The sequence below is a fragment of the Bradyrhizobium sp. UNPF46 genome (genome assembly GCF_006658625.1).
In the GTDB taxonomy this organism is placed as follows: Bacteria; Pseudomonadota; Alphaproteobacteria; order Rhizobiales; family Xanthobacteraceae; genus Bradyrhizobium; species Bradyrhizobium nitroreducens.
In genome coordinates this window covers 1-16,304 of sequence record NZ_LFJB01000090.1, presented here as the reverse complement: position 1 = coordinate 16,304, position 16,304 = coordinate 1, and the positions used below count along the sequence as shown (strand labels likewise).

The 16,304-nt window shown below is 64.6% G+C and carries 19 protein-coding genes; 11 read left to right on the top strand and 8 right to left on the bottom strand.

What is annotated here, in order from left to right; all coding sequences use genetic code 11:
- The first annotated feature begins 160 nt into the window (after positions 1-160).
- The gene (locus UNPF46_RS32140; protein WP_100175761.1) at positions 161-613 is read left to right on the top strand and encodes a DoxX family protein; all 453 of its coding nucleotides are present in this window, start codon (positions 161-163) and stop codon (positions 611-613) included.
- A gap of 180 nt (positions 614-793) precedes the next feature.
- Here UNPF46_RS32140 and UNPF46_RS32135 read toward each other — a convergent pair whose 3' ends face one another.
- The 4 genes from UNPF46_RS32135 to UNPF46_RS32120 form a co-directional block, all read right to left on the bottom strand.
- Positions 794-1,357 (bottom strand): dihydrofolate reductase family protein, encoded by a 564-nt coding sequence (locus tag UNPF46_RS32135; protein WP_181770214.1) that lies wholly within the window; start codon positions 1,355-1,357, stop codon positions 794-796.
- A gap of 7 nt (positions 1,358-1,364) precedes the next feature.
- Complete coding sequence (locus UNPF46_RS32130) at positions 1,365-2,387, bottom strand: polysaccharide deacetylase family protein (RefSeq protein WP_100181014.1); 1,023 nt, start codon at positions 2,385-2,387, stop codon at positions 1,365-1,367.
- A 163-nt stretch (positions 2,388-2,550) separates the two neighbouring features.
- Positions 2,551-3,120, bottom strand: coding sequence for a glutathione peroxidase (locus tag UNPF46_RS32125; protein ID WP_100175760.1), 570 nt, complete (start codon positions 3,118-3,120; stop codon positions 2,551-2,553).
- 91 nt (positions 3,121-3,211) lie between these two features.
- Complete coding sequence (locus UNPF46_RS32120; protein ID WP_181770213.1) at positions 3,212-4,834, bottom strand: L,D-transpeptidase; 1,623 nt, start codon at positions 4,832-4,834, stop codon at positions 3,212-3,214.
- A 207-nt stretch (positions 4,835-5,041) separates the two neighbouring features.
- Here UNPF46_RS32120 and UNPF46_RS32115 point away from each other — a divergent pair, with 207 nt between their 5' ends.
- On the top strand, positions 5,042-5,590 hold the full coding sequence (locus UNPF46_RS32115) for a CreA family protein (RefSeq protein ID WP_142252742.1): 549 nt from the start codon (positions 5,042-5,044) through the stop codon (positions 5,588-5,590).
- A 12-nt stretch (positions 5,591-5,602) separates the two neighbouring features.
- Here UNPF46_RS32115 and UNPF46_RS32110 read toward each other — a convergent pair whose 3' ends face one another.
- Positions 5,603-5,806, bottom strand: a complete 204-nt coding sequence (locus UNPF46_RS32110) for a hypothetical protein (protein WP_181770212.1) — start codon at positions 5,804-5,806, stop codon at positions 5,603-5,605.
- 160 nt (positions 5,807-5,966) lie between these two features.
- Here UNPF46_RS32110 and UNPF46_RS32105 point away from each other — a divergent pair, with 160 nt between their 5' ends.
- Both UNPF46_RS32105 and UNPF46_RS32100 read left to right on the top strand, forming a co-directional pair.
- The gene (locus tag UNPF46_RS32105; protein ID WP_142252740.1) at positions 5,967-6,386 is read left to right on the top strand and encodes a hypothetical protein; all 420 of its coding nucleotides are present in this window, start codon (positions 5,967-5,969) and stop codon (positions 6,384-6,386) included.
- 34 nt (positions 6,387-6,420) lie between these two features.
- Positions 6,421-6,786 carry a hypothetical protein gene (locus UNPF46_RS32100; protein ID WP_142252739.1) on the top strand — a complete coding sequence of 122 codons (366 nt, stop codon included), beginning with the start codon at positions 6,421-6,423 and terminating at the stop codon, positions 6,784-6,786.
- Here UNPF46_RS32100 and UNPF46_RS32095 read toward each other — a convergent pair whose 3' ends face one another.
- Positions 6,787-7,032: a DUF6719 family protein gene (locus UNPF46_RS32095; RefSeq protein WP_100175754.1), complete on the bottom strand. Its 246-nt coding sequence runs from the start codon at positions 7,030-7,032 to the stop codon at positions 6,787-6,789. It abuts the gene before it with no gap.
- 65 nt (positions 7,033-7,097) lie between these two features.
- Positions 7,098-8,588 (bottom strand): MocR-like pyridoxine biosynthesis transcription factor PdxR, encoded by a 1,491-nt coding sequence (pdxR, locus tag UNPF46_RS32090; protein WP_142252738.1) that lies wholly within the window; start codon positions 8,586-8,588, stop codon positions 7,098-7,100.
- 73 nt (positions 8,589-8,661) lie between these two features.
- Between pdxR and UNPF46_RS32085 the strand changes: the two genes are divergently transcribed.
- The 5 genes from UNPF46_RS32085 to kynU all read left to right on the top strand — a co-directional run bounded on the left by UNPF46_RS32085 (position 8,662) and on the right by kynU (position 13,877).
- Positions 8,662-9,387 carry a pyridoxamine 5'-phosphate oxidase family protein gene (locus UNPF46_RS32085; protein WP_142252737.1) on the top strand — a complete coding sequence of 242 codons (726 nt, stop codon included), beginning with the start codon at positions 8,662-8,664 and terminating at the stop codon, positions 9,385-9,387.
- 54 nt (positions 9,388-9,441) lie between these two features.
- Positions 9,442-10,719 carry an ArgE/DapE family deacylase gene (locus UNPF46_RS32080; protein ID WP_100175751.1) on the top strand — a complete coding sequence of 426 codons (1,278 nt, stop codon included), beginning with the start codon at positions 9,442-9,444 and terminating at the stop codon, positions 10,717-10,719.
- Between the two features lie 250 nt (positions 10,720-10,969).
- On the top strand, positions 10,970-11,779 hold the full coding sequence (locus tag UNPF46_RS32075; protein ID WP_142252736.1) for a hormone-sensitive lipase: 810 nt from the start codon (positions 10,970-10,972) through the stop codon (positions 11,777-11,779).
- Positions 11,780-11,815: 36 nt separating this feature from the next.
- Entirely contained in the window at positions 11,816-12,655 is an 840-nt protein-coding gene (gene kynA / locus UNPF46_RS32070) for a tryptophan 2,3-dioxygenase (RefSeq protein ID WP_142252735.1), read from the top strand.
- A gap of 19 nt (positions 12,656-12,674) precedes the next feature.
- Complete coding sequence (kynU, locus tag UNPF46_RS32065; protein ID WP_181770211.1) at positions 12,675-13,877, top strand: kynureninase; 1,203 nt, start codon at positions 12,675-12,677, stop codon at positions 13,875-13,877.
- A gap of 162 nt (positions 13,878-14,039) precedes the next feature.
- Here kynU and UNPF46_RS32060 read toward each other — a convergent pair whose 3' ends face one another.
- Positions 14,040-14,849: a cobalamin-binding protein gene (locus UNPF46_RS32060; protein WP_142252733.1), complete on the bottom strand. Its 810-nt coding sequence runs from the start codon at positions 14,847-14,849 to the stop codon at positions 14,040-14,042.
- A 118-nt stretch (positions 14,850-14,967) separates the two neighbouring features.
- Between UNPF46_RS32060 and UNPF46_RS32055 the strand changes: the two genes are divergently transcribed.
- Both UNPF46_RS32055 and UNPF46_RS32050 read left to right on the top strand, forming a co-directional pair.
- The gene (locus UNPF46_RS32055) at positions 14,968-15,366 is read left to right on the top strand and encodes a PaaI family thioesterase (RefSeq protein WP_142252732.1); all 399 of its coding nucleotides are present in this window, start codon (positions 14,968-14,970) and stop codon (positions 15,364-15,366) included.
- Between the two features lie 152 nt (positions 15,367-15,518).
- Entirely contained in the window at positions 15,519-16,124 is a 606-nt protein-coding gene (locus UNPF46_RS32050) for a GNAT family N-acetyltransferase (protein WP_142252731.1), read from the top strand.
- Positions 16,125-16,304 lie beyond the last annotated feature (180 nt).

Sequence of the window (16,304 nt, the reverse complement as noted above, 5' to 3'; positions counted from 1 at the left end):
GCCGCTGCCGGCGAGCCCTCCTCCCACAAGGGGAGGGAGGTTCGTGTGCCTTGTCCCGTTGATTTGCTTGCACGTCGTAATTTACACGTTTGTAAACCTCAGGCGGACTCTTCATAATCCCGTCAGCGTCCCGCCCTTAAGCTTTGCCAAGAGGCCGATCATGCCAGCGTTCGTGACTTTCGGGCGGATCCTGTTCGCCGTGCTGTTCATCTACACGGGCGCGACCAAGCTCTTTGCCATCCAGGCGACGGCCGATTTCATTGCCACCAAGGTCGTGGTGCCCGACGTTGTCGCGCCCTACGCCAAGCAGATCGAGACGGCGACTGCCATGACCACGCCGCAACTGCTGGCGATCGCGGTCGGCGGGCTCGAGATCATCGCAGGCCTGATGATCGCATTGAATTTCGGCGCGCGGTTCTTTGCGATGCTGATGATCATCTACGTCGCGGTGGCGACCGTGCTGTTCGATGATTTCTGGAATCAGGCGCCGCCCGACAATGCGAAAATGGTGGTCGACGCGCTGAAGAACCTCTCGATCATCGGCGCCTTGTTCATGCTGATGGGATACGGCCGCACCACGCGTCCGGCCGAAGCGGCCTACGGGGATGTGTAGCGATCAATCCGGACGCGGGGGGCGGGTCGGTGCGCGCTGCTTGCGTCTTGCCGACGCGCGGCAGACGCCGGTCGCCGGCGCTGCGGTGGCCGGCGACGCGCCGGTTTATGCACGACGAAACGGCAGGATACGTAGCGGTATCGAAATGCCGGTACTGTGCATGGGGTTGTTTTCGCGTTTTTAGGTGGAGCCCCCGGCCGGGCGCCACGGCGTCACGGTCACCCCATGCGCCGCGTCGAGCAGATAGGGCGCATCCGGCTTCATCCCGTGTGACGACAGCACCTCGTGCGGCGTCTGTTCGGGCACGCCGACGAAACAGCCTTCGCCGCCGGGCAGGCGCACATGCGGCGCTTCCGACAGCCAGAACGTATCGTAGCGGTCCATGAAGATCTCGAACACGGCGGGGCCGCCGATGATGGCGACCATGCCGGAGGCGACGTCGGCAAAGGCGCAGGCCTGCTCGAAGCTCGCATGTTCCGGATTCCACAGCGTCGCGTTCGGCATCTCCGGATCGACGGCGAGCGCCTTGATCTTGCGGGTGAGGATGAGGCGTTTGCGCTTCGGCGAGTTCGGCTGCTGCTCATGCGAATTGCGGCCGTGCACGATCAGCGCCGCGCGATCGAGCGCCTGCTCGAAGAACAGCTTGTCGCCCTCGAACTTCAGGCTGTCGGGCATGACATGGCCGGCGTCGGCGAGCATGCCGTCCGCCGAGACGATGACGTAACCTTCGATACGGAAAGACAATTGCCGTCTATTCGGAAACGGTCGTCACCACGGAATTCACCGGGCGCTGGCTCACCGTCGGCAGCTTGGCGTCCTTGAGCAATTCCTGGTCGTATTCGGGCAGCGACGAGGCCGGGAATTTGGCGCGCATCGCCACCACCTTGTAGCCCCCGGCCTTGAGGCGCTTGAGCAGTTCGGGCAGGGCTTCAGCAGTGTGCTTCTGGAAGTCGTGCATCAGGATGATGCCCTTGCCCTTGCTGTCGAGCTTCTTCATCACGGTTTCGACCACCTTCTCGGGTTTGGAGGCCTTGAAGTCGAAGGAGTCGATGTCGCAGGAGAAGATCGCGGTGTTGCGGTTGCCGAGATAGGTGACCATTTCCGGCGGATGCTGCAGCGCCGGGAAGCGGAAGAACGGTGAGGGCGAGATGCCGCCGAGCGCCCACTTCACTGCGGAGAGGCCCTTCTCGATCTCTTCCTTGCGCTGTGCCTCGGTGAGCTTCTTGTTGTTGAGGTTGGCGTGCGACCAGGTGTGGGTGCCCACGGTATGGCCGGCGGCGTAGACCTGCTTGAGGATCTCCGGCTCGTAGGTCGCGTGCTTGCCGATCGAGAAGAAGATGCCGGTGGTGCATTCGTCGGCGAGCGCCTTCAGCACCGCGGGCGTGTTCTTCGGCCAGGGGCCGTCGTCGAAGGTCAGCACGACCTCCTTGTCGCGCAGGAAGTCGAGCTCCTTGAAATGCTCGAAGCCGAAGCCGGGACCGCCCGTGGTGTCGATCTCGACGGTGCGGGCGACGCCGAGCGCGCCTTGCGTGGTGCAGGCCGCGCGCGCCGGTTGCGGCGCCTGCTTGGGCGGGGGCGGGTTGACGAAGCCTGCGGGCGCGGCGGCTGCCGCGGGAGCGGCTGCAGGAGCTGCAGCCGGCGTTGCTGCGGCCGGCGTCGCCGCCGGTGCGGCTTGCGTCGCAGCTGCGGGCTTCGCCGGGGTCTGCGACCATGCTGCGCCGGTCATCGCAACCGACATCGCGCTTGCCAAAATCAGTCCTGCCGCCACACGCATGGTGTTGTCCTCGAGATTGATCCCGTTGTTCCGCCGTGGCTTTTCGCCTCCGGCAAAACCATCCTGCCCCAAACGATCCTAGCCTAGATGGTGGGCCCTCGCCATTGCAACGGCTGTTTGGCGCCCCGCCACAATTGTGCCCAACCGCGTTGAGCCCCGAGCATCAGCTGTCGGCCAGCGCCTTGGCGATGGCCGTCTTGACCCGTGTGTCGGCCGGCTCGATCGCGGATGGAAAGACCTCGGCGATATAGCCGTCGCGGCCGATCAGGTATTTGTGGAAGTTCCAGCGCGGAACTTCGCGGGGGCGAGCCTCGGCCGCCCATTTGTAGAAAGGATGCGCCTTCGCGCCGACCACGACCGCCTTGGCCGTGATCGGAAAGGTAACACCATATTGGTGGTGCGCCGTCTGCGTGATCTCGCTGGTGCCGCCGGGCTCCTGACCGCCGAAATCATTCGAGGGTACGCCGATCACGGTGAGCCCGCGTTCGCGAAACTCGTTCCAGATCTCCTGCAGGCCGGCATATTGCGGCGTGTAGCCACAGAGCGAGGCGGTGTTGACTACCAGCAGCGGCTTGCCGGTGAACGCGGCCAGACGGATGTCGTCACCGGACAAGGCGGGGAAGGAGAAGGCATAGGCCGGGATCCGGCTCATGCCATTCTCGGCCAACGCACGCGTTGCCGGCGCCAGCGTGCCGGCCAGCATCGCGGTGAGCACGGACCTGCGATTCATCATGACGCGTCCCCCGAAATGATCCAAGGGGCATGTTACTCCGCGGTTGCGAGGCGCCTCGTCAACACCGCGTTATCGGGCGCCGGTCAAGCGGCTAGTACAGGCGGACGATGAAGTCGGTGCCTTCGCCGGTCTCGCCCTGGTTGATGCCCTGGTCGGAGATGATGATGGAGCCGCCCGATGTCAGCATCTCGTTGATCTTCGCCATGGTGTCGGCGGGGATCGAGATGCGGTCGAGGGCTTCGGCCGGACTGTCGGGCGTGACCACGGGCTTGGTAGTCGCGGGCTTGGCGGCCACAGGGATCACGGCAACGCCACCCTTGCGGCGCGTAAGGCGGCTGTCGTCCTCGCGTGCTGCGGAGCGGGCGGAGACGGGCAGCGACACCACCGACCAACGCAGGGCGTTGGTATCGGTCTTGTCGAGCTCGGCGGTGAAGATATGCGTGCCGAGCGGCCGGTCGCTCGTGGCGATCGTGATCGGGACCTCGAACAGCGGCGCAAAATTCTGCCGCACGTAGAGCTTGGAATCCTTGCGGCTGATGAAGACGGCGATCTGGCCGGCCCGCTTGGGTGCGTCCGGCTTTGCGGCCGGCGCCGGTTCGGCGACGCGGCTCTCGTCTTTCTTCGGCTCGGGCGAGGCGGCGACCGCAGGTGCCCGTGCATCGGGTGTCTTCGCGGACTCCGCGGCTTCCGCCTTGACCGGTTCAGACTTGGTCGGCTCGGATTTGGCCGGCTCGGATTTGACGGCCTCGACCTTGTCGGCGGGCTTGTCCTCGTTCGCCGGCTTGACGGCTTCGTCCGACTGGGGCTTGGCCGCATCGGATGCCTCGGCCGTCTTGGCCTTGTCGGCTGGAGCTGCGGCTTCCTCGTGGGCGGCCGCATTGCCCGTGGTCACGTCCGACATCACGGTGTGGCCGACGGAGGCGCGCAGCTCGAGCACGCCGTCGGCGCTGGCGGTCTTCGTTTCGACCGGCTTGGCGTCGGCGGCTTTGGTGTCCGCGGCGCCCTTGTCGGCCTTGTCGCCGACATTGGTCTGCGGCTCGAGGCTGACGGCGGGCTGCGGCGGCACGCGCGACGAGGCGAGCAGGGGATGGGAGAAGCTGTGCGGCGTCATCTCACCGGGCGCGACGATGACGCGCGCGCCCATCTTGGTCCAATTCCACATCTTCATCGCGAACGACATCGGCATGCGGATGCAGCCGTGCGAGGCCGGATAGCCCGGGAGCACGCCGGCATGCATGGCGACGCCGGACCAGGTGATCCGCTGCATATACGGCATCGGCGCGCCGCTATAGATGTTGGAGTGGTGGAATTTGTGCTTCTGGATGACGCTGAACACACCCATCGGCGTCGAATGGCCCTTCATGCCCGTCGACACCGGCGATTCCGCGAACACACCGTTGCTGTCGTAGACGGTGACTTTCTGCCGTTCGATCGAGACGACGATGACCAGCGGCCCCTGCGGCTTGGTGCCGGCTTCCTTCTCGGCGACGACCTCTTTCTTGCCGGTCGCGCTGCGCTTCTGCGGCTTCTGGCGCGGTATCTCGGGATGCCGGTCCTGCCGGGCGTAGTAGGATCCGTCAGAATAATCCGTCCAATAATAGAATGCTGCGTCTGCCTGGCTGGTCGCGCCAATCGCACCCGCCGCCGTCAAAATGGCGACCTGCCAAAGCCGCGCCGGCTTGGCAGCAAAACCCGACCCGTTCACGCTGTTCATCCTCGAATCCATAATCCAAATCAGACGTTAGTCTCGCAGAGGGGATACGCGTTCACCAGCAGGGCGGTTCTGCCGTCAGCTACTTTTGTCCAACTCGTAGCAAAAAAGCCTCACGGAGCGGTAAACGGCGGCCGCGCCTGCCTGCCGTCGTCTTCCTGAGCGGTGGGGCGATGCCTACATTGTGGGGACTTGTTATCGGAGAACTTCATGTCATCTCGTTTCCTCGGTCTTTCCGGCATCCGCTTGAAAGGCTTTGCTTTCTTCCTCCTGGCTCTGGCCCTGCCGACGGCGTCCGCTCAGGCTGCCGACGAGCCCGATCTGATCTTCCGCCGTTCCACCGTGTTCAAATGGATGAGCCCGAACGACAAGCTCGCGACCTATGGTCTCGACGACCCCGAGGTCGAGGGCGTCGCCTGTCATTTCACGGTGCCGGAGAAGGGGGGCTTCAAGGGCTGGCTGGGTCTTGCCGAGGAGGTCTCGGACATCTCACTGGCCTGCCGCCAGGTCGGGCCGATCAAGTTCAAGAACAAGATGGAGCAGGGCGACGACATGTTCCGCCGGCGCCGCTCGCTGTTCTTCAAGAAAATGCAGATCGTGCGCGGCTGTGACGCCAAGCGCAACGTGCTGGTCTACATGGTCTATTCAGACAGGCTGATCGAGGGCTCGCCGAAGAACTCGACCTCGACCGTGCCGATCATGCCGTGGGGACCAGCGGATGCGAACGTCCAGAAGTGCGGTGAATTCTTCACGCAGTGACCCGTTTGCGCGTCACTCGGTGACAACAGCGCAACTGGCCTGCGGTTTGACAAGATGCGAGCCGGTCAGCCGCACGAATGCCTGTGGCGCGGCCTCGAAGCCGCGACCGGACTGCAGCGACATCGCGCCGGCCGAGGCGACGTGGTGTGGTCGTTGAACTCTGCGGTCCGTCCGTTGGTCCGTCTCGCGCGGCGTTGCGCGATCCTGCGTCGTCATGGCCATCCCTCAACTGAATGCGTCCGGTGATTCCGGCGTCTCGGATTCGATGGCTTGGGTCGCAGCCGCAGCGCCCCCGGTTCGACAGGACCCAGCCATCGTTCGTCACTCTCTTGAACAGAAAAACGTAAAATGCGTGTGAAGCACGCAAGGCGGGACCGTGACGGCGGCGGCGCGCGATGCGGTCGCGCCGCCGAACCGGAACCGGGCAGGTCGCCTCGATCGCCGGCGAGATCGGATTGAAATGATTGGCAGTTTTCGAGAATTGTGTCGTCGCCTCGGACCGGACGAAACAATTCTCACGCAAGATGAAACCATTTTGCGCTTCTGGCGCATCACGCGCGAAACCGCCCATGGTTATCAGTTCCACAACGACGACGGCGCCTCGCCGGCCACGGAATTCGGAGACAAGACCATGCGCGCGCTCAGCTTCATCCTTGCTTTCGGATTCGTGATCGTCGGCTCCTCGTTCGCGGGTGCGCCGGACGGCAATCTTCCCGGCGTCGGCACCTTCCAGTACAGCGGCTCGCCGATCACGACCGCGAGCTCGCAGCCGATCATGGTTGCCGCGCGCTTCTGATCGACAACAAGAGAATCAGCCGATAAAGGCCGTCATGCTCGTCCGATTTTGCGCCGCTGCGTTCGTAACCCTTCTGACGATCAATGCCGCCGAGGCGCAGGTGCGCGCGCCCTCGCGGTTACCGGATCCCCGCAGCGAGTTCGTGCGTCAGTGCGCACCGCGGATGATTGGACGGTGGGAGCATCCCGAGGAAGTCTGCGGCTGCCTGCACGATCACGCCGCGGCCGCGGTCGAGGATCGCGACCTGCGCGAGGCGCTGTTGCGCGGCATCAGCGAGACCGGTGTGCCCACGATCGAGACCGACTGGGTGCCGACTTCCAAGCAAAGCGAGATCGGTCCGACCTTCACCAAGATCGCCAAGCCGACCTTGCAGTGCATGTTCGACCCGGCGAAGCAGTAGTTACTTCGTCTTCGGACCGTAGCGCTGCACGCAAGTGGCGGTACGCACGACGCCCTTGTCGGACATCCGCGCCCCGCGCACTTCCTTGACCTGTCCGGCGGGACAGGTTCCGTCATCCACCTGAACGCGCTGCCCCAGCTTGAGGTCGACGATGTCCTGCTCGCGTCCGACCGTGGTGGCATGCGCCGTCGCGGCAAGCGCGATGGAGATCAGGAACGCGAGGCTGGTCGTGCGGCGTAGCGGCATGGTGAGGTCTCGGCGGCGATGCCGCAATGTAGGCATCGGCCCGCGATTCTCATAGTGATCGTTCGTTATGCCCGCCGCGCCGACTTGTTCCGAGTGCGCAGGGCTGCGCGCGATTCTCGCGCCAACTGTTCCGCGGAGGCGATGAGTTGTGGAACCGCATGCCCGGAAAATCCCAGCACGAAGCCGGGCAGAGGGCGCGCGCGCAAATAGGTGTCGGCCAGGAGCCAGCCTTCCGCACCGGCCGCCTGCTTGGCTTGCGCGGCCACGGACAGATCGACCGAGGGATCGAACCGGGCGACCAGATGCAGGCCTTGTGACGGCACCGGCACCGACAGCGCGCCATCGGATGCGGCCTCCAGCGTCTCGGCCAGCACGTCCCGGGCCTCGCGATAGAGCTTTCGCACCCGCTTGAGGTTTGCGGCGAACGCGCCCGAATTGAGCATGTCGGTCACCGCGCCTTCCATCAGCGTGCCGGGGAAGCGGTCGAGCGCCGCGCGCGCAGCCGTCACATCAGCGATCAGGCGTTCGGGCAGGGCGCAATAGCCGATGCGCAGGCCCGGAAACAGCGTCTTGGCGAAGGTGCCGAGATAGATCACGCGCTGGAGACGGTCGATGCCGGCGAGCGACATCAGCGGAGCGCCGTCATAGCGAAACTCGCTGTCGTAATCGTCCTCCAGCACGAAGGCGCCGGCCTGCTTGGCCCAGTCCAGAAGCTCGAGCCGCCGCGACATCGACATCTGCACGCCCAGCGGAAACTGGTGTGACGGCGTGACATAGGCCGCGCGCGCAGACGGCGCAGCGGAGCGGCCCTTGGCGACCCGCATGCCGTGCTCGTCGACAGGAACGGGCACGGCGCGATAGCCGCAATGCGCGATGGTCTTTCGCGCGATGGGATAACCTGGGTCCTCGCACCAGATCTGGTCGCCCGCTTTCAGGATCGCGCTCAGCACGATGCGCAGCGCGTGCAGTGTGCCTGACGTAATCACGATCTGATCGGGATCGCAGCGCAGCCCGCGCGCCGACAACAGATGATCGGCGATGGCCGCACGCAGCTCTCGGCTGCCGCGCGGATCGCCATAATGCAGATGCTCCGACCCGAACGCGCGCATGCGGCGGCCGACATAGCTGCGAAAACGCTGCAATGCACGTTCGTCGATATGGGTGCAACCGAGTGCGAAAGCGCCTTGTCGCGGCGCTTCGACCGCGACCTTCGGCTTGCGCGGCACGGCCGCGCGCGCAGGGATCCGTGCGGCGACGAAGGTGCCGGAGCCGACTTTGGCCTCGGCAAAGCCGTCGGCGATCAGGCGTTCATAGGCGATCACGACGGCGTTGCGCCGAAAGCCGGCCTGCTTCGCCAGCGTGCGCGACGGCGGCAGAGGCTCTCCGGGCTTGACCAGGCCGGAGACGATCATCTCGCACAGCGCCTGATAGAGCCGTTGCGCGGCGGAGGCGCCGGCCGTGACGTGCGGGCCGGTGAGGTCGAGCGGCAGCTCGGTCTTTGTCGGCAAGGAAGTCTTGGCCGGCGGGGGCATGGAATTGGTCGGAATCTTTTGCATGGAATTGGAACTATCGCAGACCAAATGCGTCGCTACAACTGCTCCAGATCTTCCAATCCGATCAGGAGCAGCCGTGAGCCAGGCCGAGACTTCGAATTCCTATCCGACCTCCGCGCGCAACCAGGTGAAGCGCCGGCACGACCGCGGCTTCTACGATCACGAGACCGTTCATCGCATCCTGGATTCCTCGATGCTTTGCCACGTCTCCTACGTGATCGACGGCCAGCCCTATTGCACGCCGACCTTCTTCTGGCGCGAGGGCACGAAGCTGTACTGGCACGGCTCGAGCGCCAGCCGCATGCTGCGCAACCAGACCAAAGGCGAGCGCGTGTGCCTGACGGTCGCACATCTCGACAGCCTCGTTCTGGCACGCTGCGGCTTCAACCATTCCGCCGACTATCGCGCGGTGATGGCGTTCGGCACAGCCTATCTCGTCACCGACCCCGAGGAGAAGGAGCGGGCAGTGATCGCGATGGTCGACCGCTTCTTCCCGGATCGCACCGCGGGCCTCAGAGCGAGCAACACCCAGGAGATCAAGGCGACGTCCTTCATCGCGATGGAGATCGAGGAGGCCTCGGCCAAGATACGCGCCAAGGGTGTCGCTGACGACGACGAGGATTATGCGTTGCCGATCTACGCCGAGCGCATTCCGGTGCGCACCGTGCTCGGCGCGCCGGAGCCGTGTCCGCGCCTGCTCGACGGGGTGAGCCGCCCTGCGACGCTGAATGGCTATTCGGAAGGCCGACTGCTCGAAGATGCATTGCGGGATGCATATTTTGTGGAGTACCCGAACGGCTGAAATCGGCTAGCTTGCGCACTCCTTGGAAACCGTTGGAATGCCTGGAGTTGCCTGATGAATGCCGAAACGCAGCAGAGGATTCTCGACGCCGTCGATGCCGGCTTCGAGGCCCAGCTTGCCACCACACGCGATTTCGTCGCGATCCCTTCGACCCGCGGGGCGGAGGGGCCGTGCCAGGACATGATCGGCGACCTCTTGCGCCAGCGCGGCTACGAGGTCGACGACTGGCATATCGATGTCGACGATCTCAAGGATCTGCGCGGCTTCGGCCCGATCGAGCATGATTTCTCCAAGGCGCGCTCGGTGGTGGGCACCTACCGTCCGCAAACGAATGGCGGCAAATCGCTGATCCTGCAGGGCCACTGCGACGTGGTGCCCGCCGGTCCCCTGGAATTGTGGGAGACGCCGCCGTTCTCGCCCGTCATCAAGGACGGCAAGATGTTCGGCCGCGGCGCCTGCGACATGAAGTCAGGCACCATCGGTGCGCTCTATGCGCTGGATGCGATCAAAGCCGCCGGCTTCAAGCCCACCGCGCGGATTCACTTCCAGTCCGTCATCGAGGAGGAGAGCACCGGCGTCGGCGCCCTCTCGACGCTGCAGCGCGGCTACCGCGCGGATGCTTGCTTCATTCCGGAGCCGACCGGCGGCAAGATGGTACGCTCGCAGGTCGGCGTGATCTGGTTTCGCCTGCGCGTGAAGGGGCATCCGACACATGTCGCCTTCGCCGGCTCCGGGGCCAATGCGATCATGGCGGCCTATCATCTGATCCATGCGCTGCAGAAGCTCGAGATCGAATGGAACGAGCGGGCGAAGGCGGACAAGCATTTCAAGACGCTCAACCATCCCATCAATTTCAACCCCGGCATCATCAAGGGCGGCGACTGGGCCTCCAGCGTGCCGGCCTGGTGCGACGTCGATTGCCGGATTGCGGTGCTGCCGGGCTGGTCGATCGCCGATCACCAGAAAGAGATCATGGCCTGCGTCGCGGCCGCCGCGCGCAACCATCGCTTCCTCGCCAACAATCCGCCGGAGATCGAATGGTCGGGCTTCCTGTCGGAAGGCTATGAGCTGACGGACGCCGCGGCGCCGGAGGCCGCGTTCGGCAAGGCATTCGGCAAGGTCTATGGCGGCGCCGTCGAAGACCTCGTCTTCACCGCGCTCACCGACACACGCTTCTACGGCCTCAACCACGGTATCCCGAGCCTCTGCTTCGGCGCCAGCGGCGGCGAGATGCACGGCTTCAACGAATATGTCGATCTGGACTCGCTGAAGAAAACCACCAAGGCGATGGCGCTGTTCATCGCGGAGTGGTGCGGGGTGGAGAAGGCGTAGCGGTCACCTCAGGCACAGCGCTCCTAGGTTGGGCAAAGGCGCACTTGTGCCGTGCCCACCACCTTCCTCGATTTCGTGCGGGTGGTGGGCACGCTTTGCTTTGCCCGTCCTACGGCGTCTCGGCTGGAGCGCCATCTGCCCGAAACACGTGCTTCGCCAAATCCTTTAAGCTTAAAAGAAAGACTAGGATGCCGGTCTGTCCGGTGGCAGACTGGCGCTCAGCCCGCTGAACGAGTCCCAGGGAGACACGATGCGCGATTGGGATGATGCTTATGCCAATTCGGCCCATATCCCGGGCTCGGACAAGATGCCGGCGCAATGGGCGGAGCAAGCGGCGGCTTACCGGGCCGGGCTGACAAATTTTCGACCCGACATCGCCTATGGCGCCGGTGAGCGCCAGAAGCTGGACTTGATCCTGCCCGACGGCCACAGCAAGGGCCTCGTCGTCTTCGTCCATGGCGGCTACTGGATGCGCTTCGACAAGTCGACCTGGACCGATCTCGCGGAAGGCGCGCGTCATCACGGCTGGAGCGTGGCGCTGCCGAGCTACACGTTGACGCCGGCCGCCCGCATCAGCGACATCACCGCCGAGATCGCCGCCGCGATCGCGAAAGCGGCTTCACTCGTCGCAGGGCCAATCCGGCTTGCCGGCCACTCCGCCGGCGGCCATCTCGTGATGCGCATGCTGTGCGACGACAGCCGGCTGGAGCCCGCCGTCTATAATCGCATCGCCGGCACGCTCTCGATCAGCGGTCTGCATGATCTGCGTCCGCTGCTCAAGACCAGGATGAACGAGACGCTGCGCATGAGCATGGAGGAGGCCACCCTGGAGAGCGCAGCGCTGCATCTACCGCGCGGGCATTCGCCCGTGACCGCCTGGGTGGGGGGCGTCGAGCGGCCCGAATTCATCCGCCAGTCAGACCTGATGGCCAACATCTGGACCGGCTTCGATGTGCCGACGCGCCTCGTGGTCGATCCCGGGCTGAACCATTTTACAGTGATCGACGGACTGAAGGATCCGGCTTCGCCGATCACCGCGCGCCTGATCGGCCTCGACTGAGCAAAGCCGGGGAAGATCGATCGAAAGGGCCTGTCCATGACGTCCAGCGACTACGATCCTGCCAGCGAAGGCGCCGAGACCGATTTCGCCCGCCGTATGTCCTATGGCGACTACCTGGCGCTGGATGCGATCCTCGGCGCGCAGCACCCGCTCTCGGAAGCGCATGACGAGATGCTGTTCATCATCCAGCATCAGACCACGGAGCTGTGGATGCGCCTTGCCATTCACGAGCTCAGTGCTGCGCGCCGCGCCATCGCCAGAGACGAAGTGTCGCCCGCCATGAAGATGCTGGCGCGGATGTCGCGGATCTTCGAGCAGCTCAACAACGCCTGGGACGTGCTGCGCACGATGACGCCGAGCGAGTATACGCGCTTCCGCTCGCAACTCGGACAATCCTCGGGCTTCCAGTCGCGGCAATACCGGCTGATCGAATTCCTGCTCGGCAACCGCAACCACGCCATGCTGAAGCCGCACGCGCACGATGTCGAGACGACGAAGCTGCTCGAGGCCGAACTCGCAACGCCCAGCCTCTATGACGAGGTGCTCAGGCTCGCCGACCGCAACGGGCTCAGGATGCCGGCAGCGGTGCTGGCGCGCGATGTTCGCGAAACGCACAGCTTCAACGAAGGCGTGCTGCAGGCCTGGCGTGTGGTCTACGAGGCGCCGGAGACGCATTGGATGCTGTACGAGCTCGCCGAAAAGCTGGTCGACTTCGAGGATTATTTCCGCCGCTGGCGCTTCAACCATGTGACGACGGTCGAGCGCGTGATTGGCTTCAAGCGCGGCACCGGCGGCACCGGCGGGGTCAGCTATCTCAAACGCATGCTGGAGGTAGAGCTCTTCCCCGAACTCTGGCGCGTCCGCACCATTCTGTAGAAATGCCCAAGAAATATCCATGACCAGATATCGCGTCTATGACGACACCAAAGCTCTGTTCCACTTGCCCGATGGCGTGATCTATCTCGACGGCAATTCGCTCGGTGCGCTGCCCCGCGGCGTCGCCGAGCGGGTCAACCGCGTGATCACGACCGAGTGGGGCCATGAGCTGATCCGCGCCTGGAACACCGCGGGCTGGTATGTCCAGCCGCGCCTACTCGGCGATCGCATCGCACGGCTGATCGGTGCGGAAGCCGGCTCGGTGATGGTCGGAGACACGCTGTCACTGAAGGTCTATCAGGCGCTCGCCGCCGCGCTGGACATGAACGCATCCCGCAAGATCGTCCTGTCGGACACCGGCAACTTTCCGACCGATCTCTACATGGCCGAAGGCCTGATCGAGACACTTGGGCGCGGCCATCAATTGCGCTTGGTGGCGCCGGAGGAGATCGAATCCGCGCTGTCGGAGGATGTCGCGGTGCTCTACATCACCGAGGTCGACTATCGCACCGGCCGCCGCCACGACATGGCGGATCTGACCGCGAAGGCGCATGCGCTCGGCATCGTCACCGTCTGGGATCTCGCCCATTCCGCCGGCGCGCTGCCGGTCGATCTTGCCGCGTGCGGCGCGGATTTCGCGGCGGGCTGCACCTACAAATATCTCAACGCCGGTCCCGGCGCGCCGGCCTTCCTTTACGTCGGCCCGCGCCACGCCGGCACGGCGCGGGCGGCGCTGTCGGGCTGGATGGGGCACGCCAAGCCGTTTGCGTTCGAGCTGGCCTATGCCGCCGCCGGCGGCGTCGAGCGCATGCGCGTCGGTACGCCTCCCGTACTCGCGATGGCGGCGCTGGAGGCTTCGCTCGACATCTGGGACCGCGTCGACATCGCGGAGGTCCGCGCCCGCTCGCTGGCGCTCGGTGACTTGCTGATCGCCGAGGTCGAGCGCCGCTGCCCGTCCTTGAGGCTGGTCACTCCGCGCGCGCATGAGCACCGCGGCTCGCAGGTTTCCTTTGCCTTCGACGGCGGTTACGCCGCCATGCAGGCGCTGATCGCACGCGGGGTCATCGGCGATTTCCGTGCGCCTGACATCATGAGGTTCGGGATCACGCCGCTGTACATTGGCGAGAGCGAGATCGTGCGGGCGGCGGAGATCATCGAGGAGGTGATCGCAGGCGAGGTGTGGCGACGGCCGGAATATCAGGTCGTGAACGCGGTGACGTGAAAATATATCGTCGTCACTCTTCTATCACCGTCACCCTGAGGTGCGAGCCTGGCGGTGCGAAGCGTCGCTGGGCGAGCCTCGAAGGGCGATGGCCCGGCTCCATCGGGGCCGTTCATCCTTCGAGGCTCCTCATGCGACGCGTTGCGTCCCATGCCTCGCACCTCAGGATGACGGGGTAGGCAGTTTCGAATCCCGCCCCCACAATGCCGACACGATCGCATCCAGCCCATCCGTCAGCGCCGCCGGCCCAGGCTGAAGGATGACCGGCGACTTGATCTCCACGATGCGATTGCCGCGCACGGCGGGGATATCGCCCCATCCATGGCGCGCGCAAATGCGGGCAGGGACGACCTTCTTGCCGCACCATGAGGCGAGGATGAGGTCGGGCGCGGCCTCGCGCACCGCCTCTGCCGAGACGATGCGGTCCTTGGCCGCCTGCTGGCGTCGCAGCTCGGCAAAGACATCCGTACCGCCGGCGATCTCGATCAATTCGGAGACCCAGCCGATCCCGGAGATCAAGGGATCGTCCCACTCCTCGAAATAGACCCTTGGCCGCGGCGAGGGGCGGGGCATTGCGGCAATCGCCGCCAGGCGCTGCTCCAGGCCTTGCACGAGGCCCTCCGCGCGCTCCGTCGCACCAACCAGTGCGCCGAGCATGCGGATCATCGCAAGGATGCCGGCGACGTCGCGCTGGTTGAAAACGTGGACATCCACGCCAGCGCGCACGAGGTCGGCGACGATGTTGGCCTGAAGGTCGGAGAAGGCCAGCACCAGATCGGGTTCCAGCGCCAGGACCTTCGGAATGTCCGCCGAGACGAACGCGGAGACGCGCGGCTTCTCGCGCCGCACCTGCGGCGGTCGAACCGCATAGCCGGAGACGCCGACGACGCGGTCCTGCTCACCGAGCAGATACAGCGTCTCGACGGTCTCCTCGGTCAGGCAGACGATGCGGCGGGGCGGGAAATGGCGCATGGACCGAGCCTATGCACAATGTCCGCGCCGATGTCAGCCCGGCCATGACCTCGGACGTCATTGCCTTGCCGCGCGAAGCAATTCACGTTGAGGCAACAAGGAATTGGGAGGAGATCTGATGACGCCGCTGGAGAAACTTAAAGCGATGAAGATGCCGTTCGCCGAGCTCAAGGGCGTCGAGTTCATCGAGGCCGGGAAGGACCGCGTGGTGGCGCGGATGACGGTTCGGCCCGACCTCTGCACGCTGCATCACACCATCCATGGCGGCGCGGTGATGGCGCTGGCCGATTCCGTTGGCGCGGCCGCGACCGTGATCAACCTGCCTGAGGATGCCAAGGGCACCACCACCCTGGAGAGCAAGACCAATTTCATCGGCGGGGCGAAGGAGGGAACCACGGTCGTAGCCACCGCGACCCCGGTCCATCGGGGCCGGCGGACCCAGGTCTGGACCACCCGGCTGGAAACCGAGGACGGCAAGCTGGTGGCCGTGGTGACCCAGACCCAGTTGGTCCTGTAAGACTACGGAGCTTTGATTTTATTAACGAATTAGTCGCTCCCGATGCCGTTAAGTTAGGCAGGTTCCCGTCTTGAAAAATATGGTGCGATGCACAATATAGGGATCCTAGGGATTCGAACGCCTCCTCGAGGGACACCAAGAGGAGTTTTGACGTGGTACTTGAAGAGACCGTTCGCACCGCCCCTGGCTATGTGCGGACTTTGATCCAGCAGGAAGAATTGCCGCTCCTGCGTGATCACCTGCTGCGGCTCGATGCTGGAAGCCGGCACGACCGTTTCAACGGTTATCTCGACGACAGCTTCATCGAGCGTTACGCCGCCCGCTGCGCCGAGGACGGCACCGTGATCGTTGCCTATATCGTCGACGGCGTGGTCCGCGGTGCGGCCGAGCTGCATCCGCCGGAAGGCGAGGCCTTGCCTGAGGTCGCCTTCAGCGTGGAAGCCTCCGCGCGACGCCAGGGTGTCGGCACCGTGCTGTTCCGCCGCCTGATCGCGGAGGCCCGCTGGAAAGGCTACAAGCGGCTGCGCATCACAACGGGTGCGGAGAATCACGCGATGCGGGCGCTCGCCAGGAAGTTCGGGGCGCATCTGGCTTTCCGCCATGGCGAATCGACCGGTACGATCGATCTCGCCAGGACACCCGAAGCGGAGCTCGCCGATCTCGCGGCTTCGCCATTCGCGGCCGGTCGCGCGCTTCTCAGCCTCAACTCGACCTGCTGGAAGATCATCTCCAGCATGTACGACAATCGCGCCGCCTGACCTCAAAAAAGGCGGATGGAATCAAAAGAAGCGGACCGGCATCGCCGGTCCGCTTCTTTATTCCGCAGGTCGTGAAGTGAACGCTTTAGAGCGTTTTTCGAGCGAAGTGGACACCGGTTCGCGTGAAGAAAACGCGTCAAAACAAGAATCTAGAGCTTCGGTTCTGATTCAATCAGAACC

Coding starts and splice junctions, on each gene's coding strand:
- kynU (WP_181770211.1), top strand. CDS start 12,675: ATGACCAGATATCGCGTCTATGACGACACCAAAGCTCTGTTCCACTTG.
- UNPF46_RS32055 (WP_142252732.1), top strand. CDS start 14,968: ATGACGCCGCTGGAGAAACTTAAAGCGATGAAGATGCCGTTCGCCGAG.
- UNPF46_RS32060 (WP_142252733.1), bottom strand. CDS start 14,849: ATGCGCCATTTCCCGCCCCGCCGCATCGTCTGCCTGACCGAGGAGACC.
- UNPF46_RS32075 (WP_142252736.1), top strand. CDS start 10,970: ATGCGCGATTGGGATGATGCTTATGCCAATTCGGCCCATATCCCGGGC.
- pdxR (WP_142252738.1), bottom strand. CDS start 8,588: ATGCAAAAGATTCCGACCAATTCCATGCCCCCGCCGGCCAAGACTTCC.
- UNPF46_RS32080 (WP_100175751.1), top strand. CDS start 9,442: ATGAATGCCGAAACGCAGCAGAGGATTCTCGACGCCGTCGATGCCGGC.
- UNPF46_RS32130 (WP_100181014.1), bottom strand. CDS start 2,387: ATGCGTGTGGCGGCAGGACTGATTTTGGCAAGCGCGATGTCGGTTGCG.
- UNPF46_RS32140 (WP_100175761.1), top strand. CDS start 161: ATGCCAGCGTTCGTGACTTTCGGGCGGATCCTGTTCGCCGTGCTGTTC.
- UNPF46_RS32100 (WP_142252739.1), top strand. CDS start 6,421: ATGCTCGTCCGATTTTGCGCCGCTGCGTTCGTAACCCTTCTGACGATC.
- UNPF46_RS32125 (WP_100175760.1), bottom strand. CDS start 3,120: ATGATGAATCGCAGGTCCGTGCTCACCGCGATGCTGGCCGGCACGCTG.
- kynA (WP_142252735.1), top strand. CDS start 11,816: ATGACGTCCAGCGACTACGATCCTGCCAGCGAAGGCGCCGAGACCGAT.
- UNPF46_RS32110 (WP_181770212.1), bottom strand. CDS start 5,806: ATGACGACGCAGGATCGCGCAACGCCGCGCGAGACGGACCAACGGACG.
- UNPF46_RS32120 (WP_181770213.1), bottom strand. CDS start 4,834: ATGAACAGCGTGAACGGGTCGGGTTTTGCTGCCAAGCCGGCGCGGCTT.
- UNPF46_RS32115 (WP_142252742.1), top strand. CDS start 5,042: ATGTCATCTCGTTTCCTCGGTCTTTCCGGCATCCGCTTGAAAGGCTTT.
- UNPF46_RS32095 (WP_100175754.1), bottom strand. CDS start 7,032: ATGCCGCTACGCCGCACGACCAGCCTCGCGTTCCTGATCTCCATCGCG.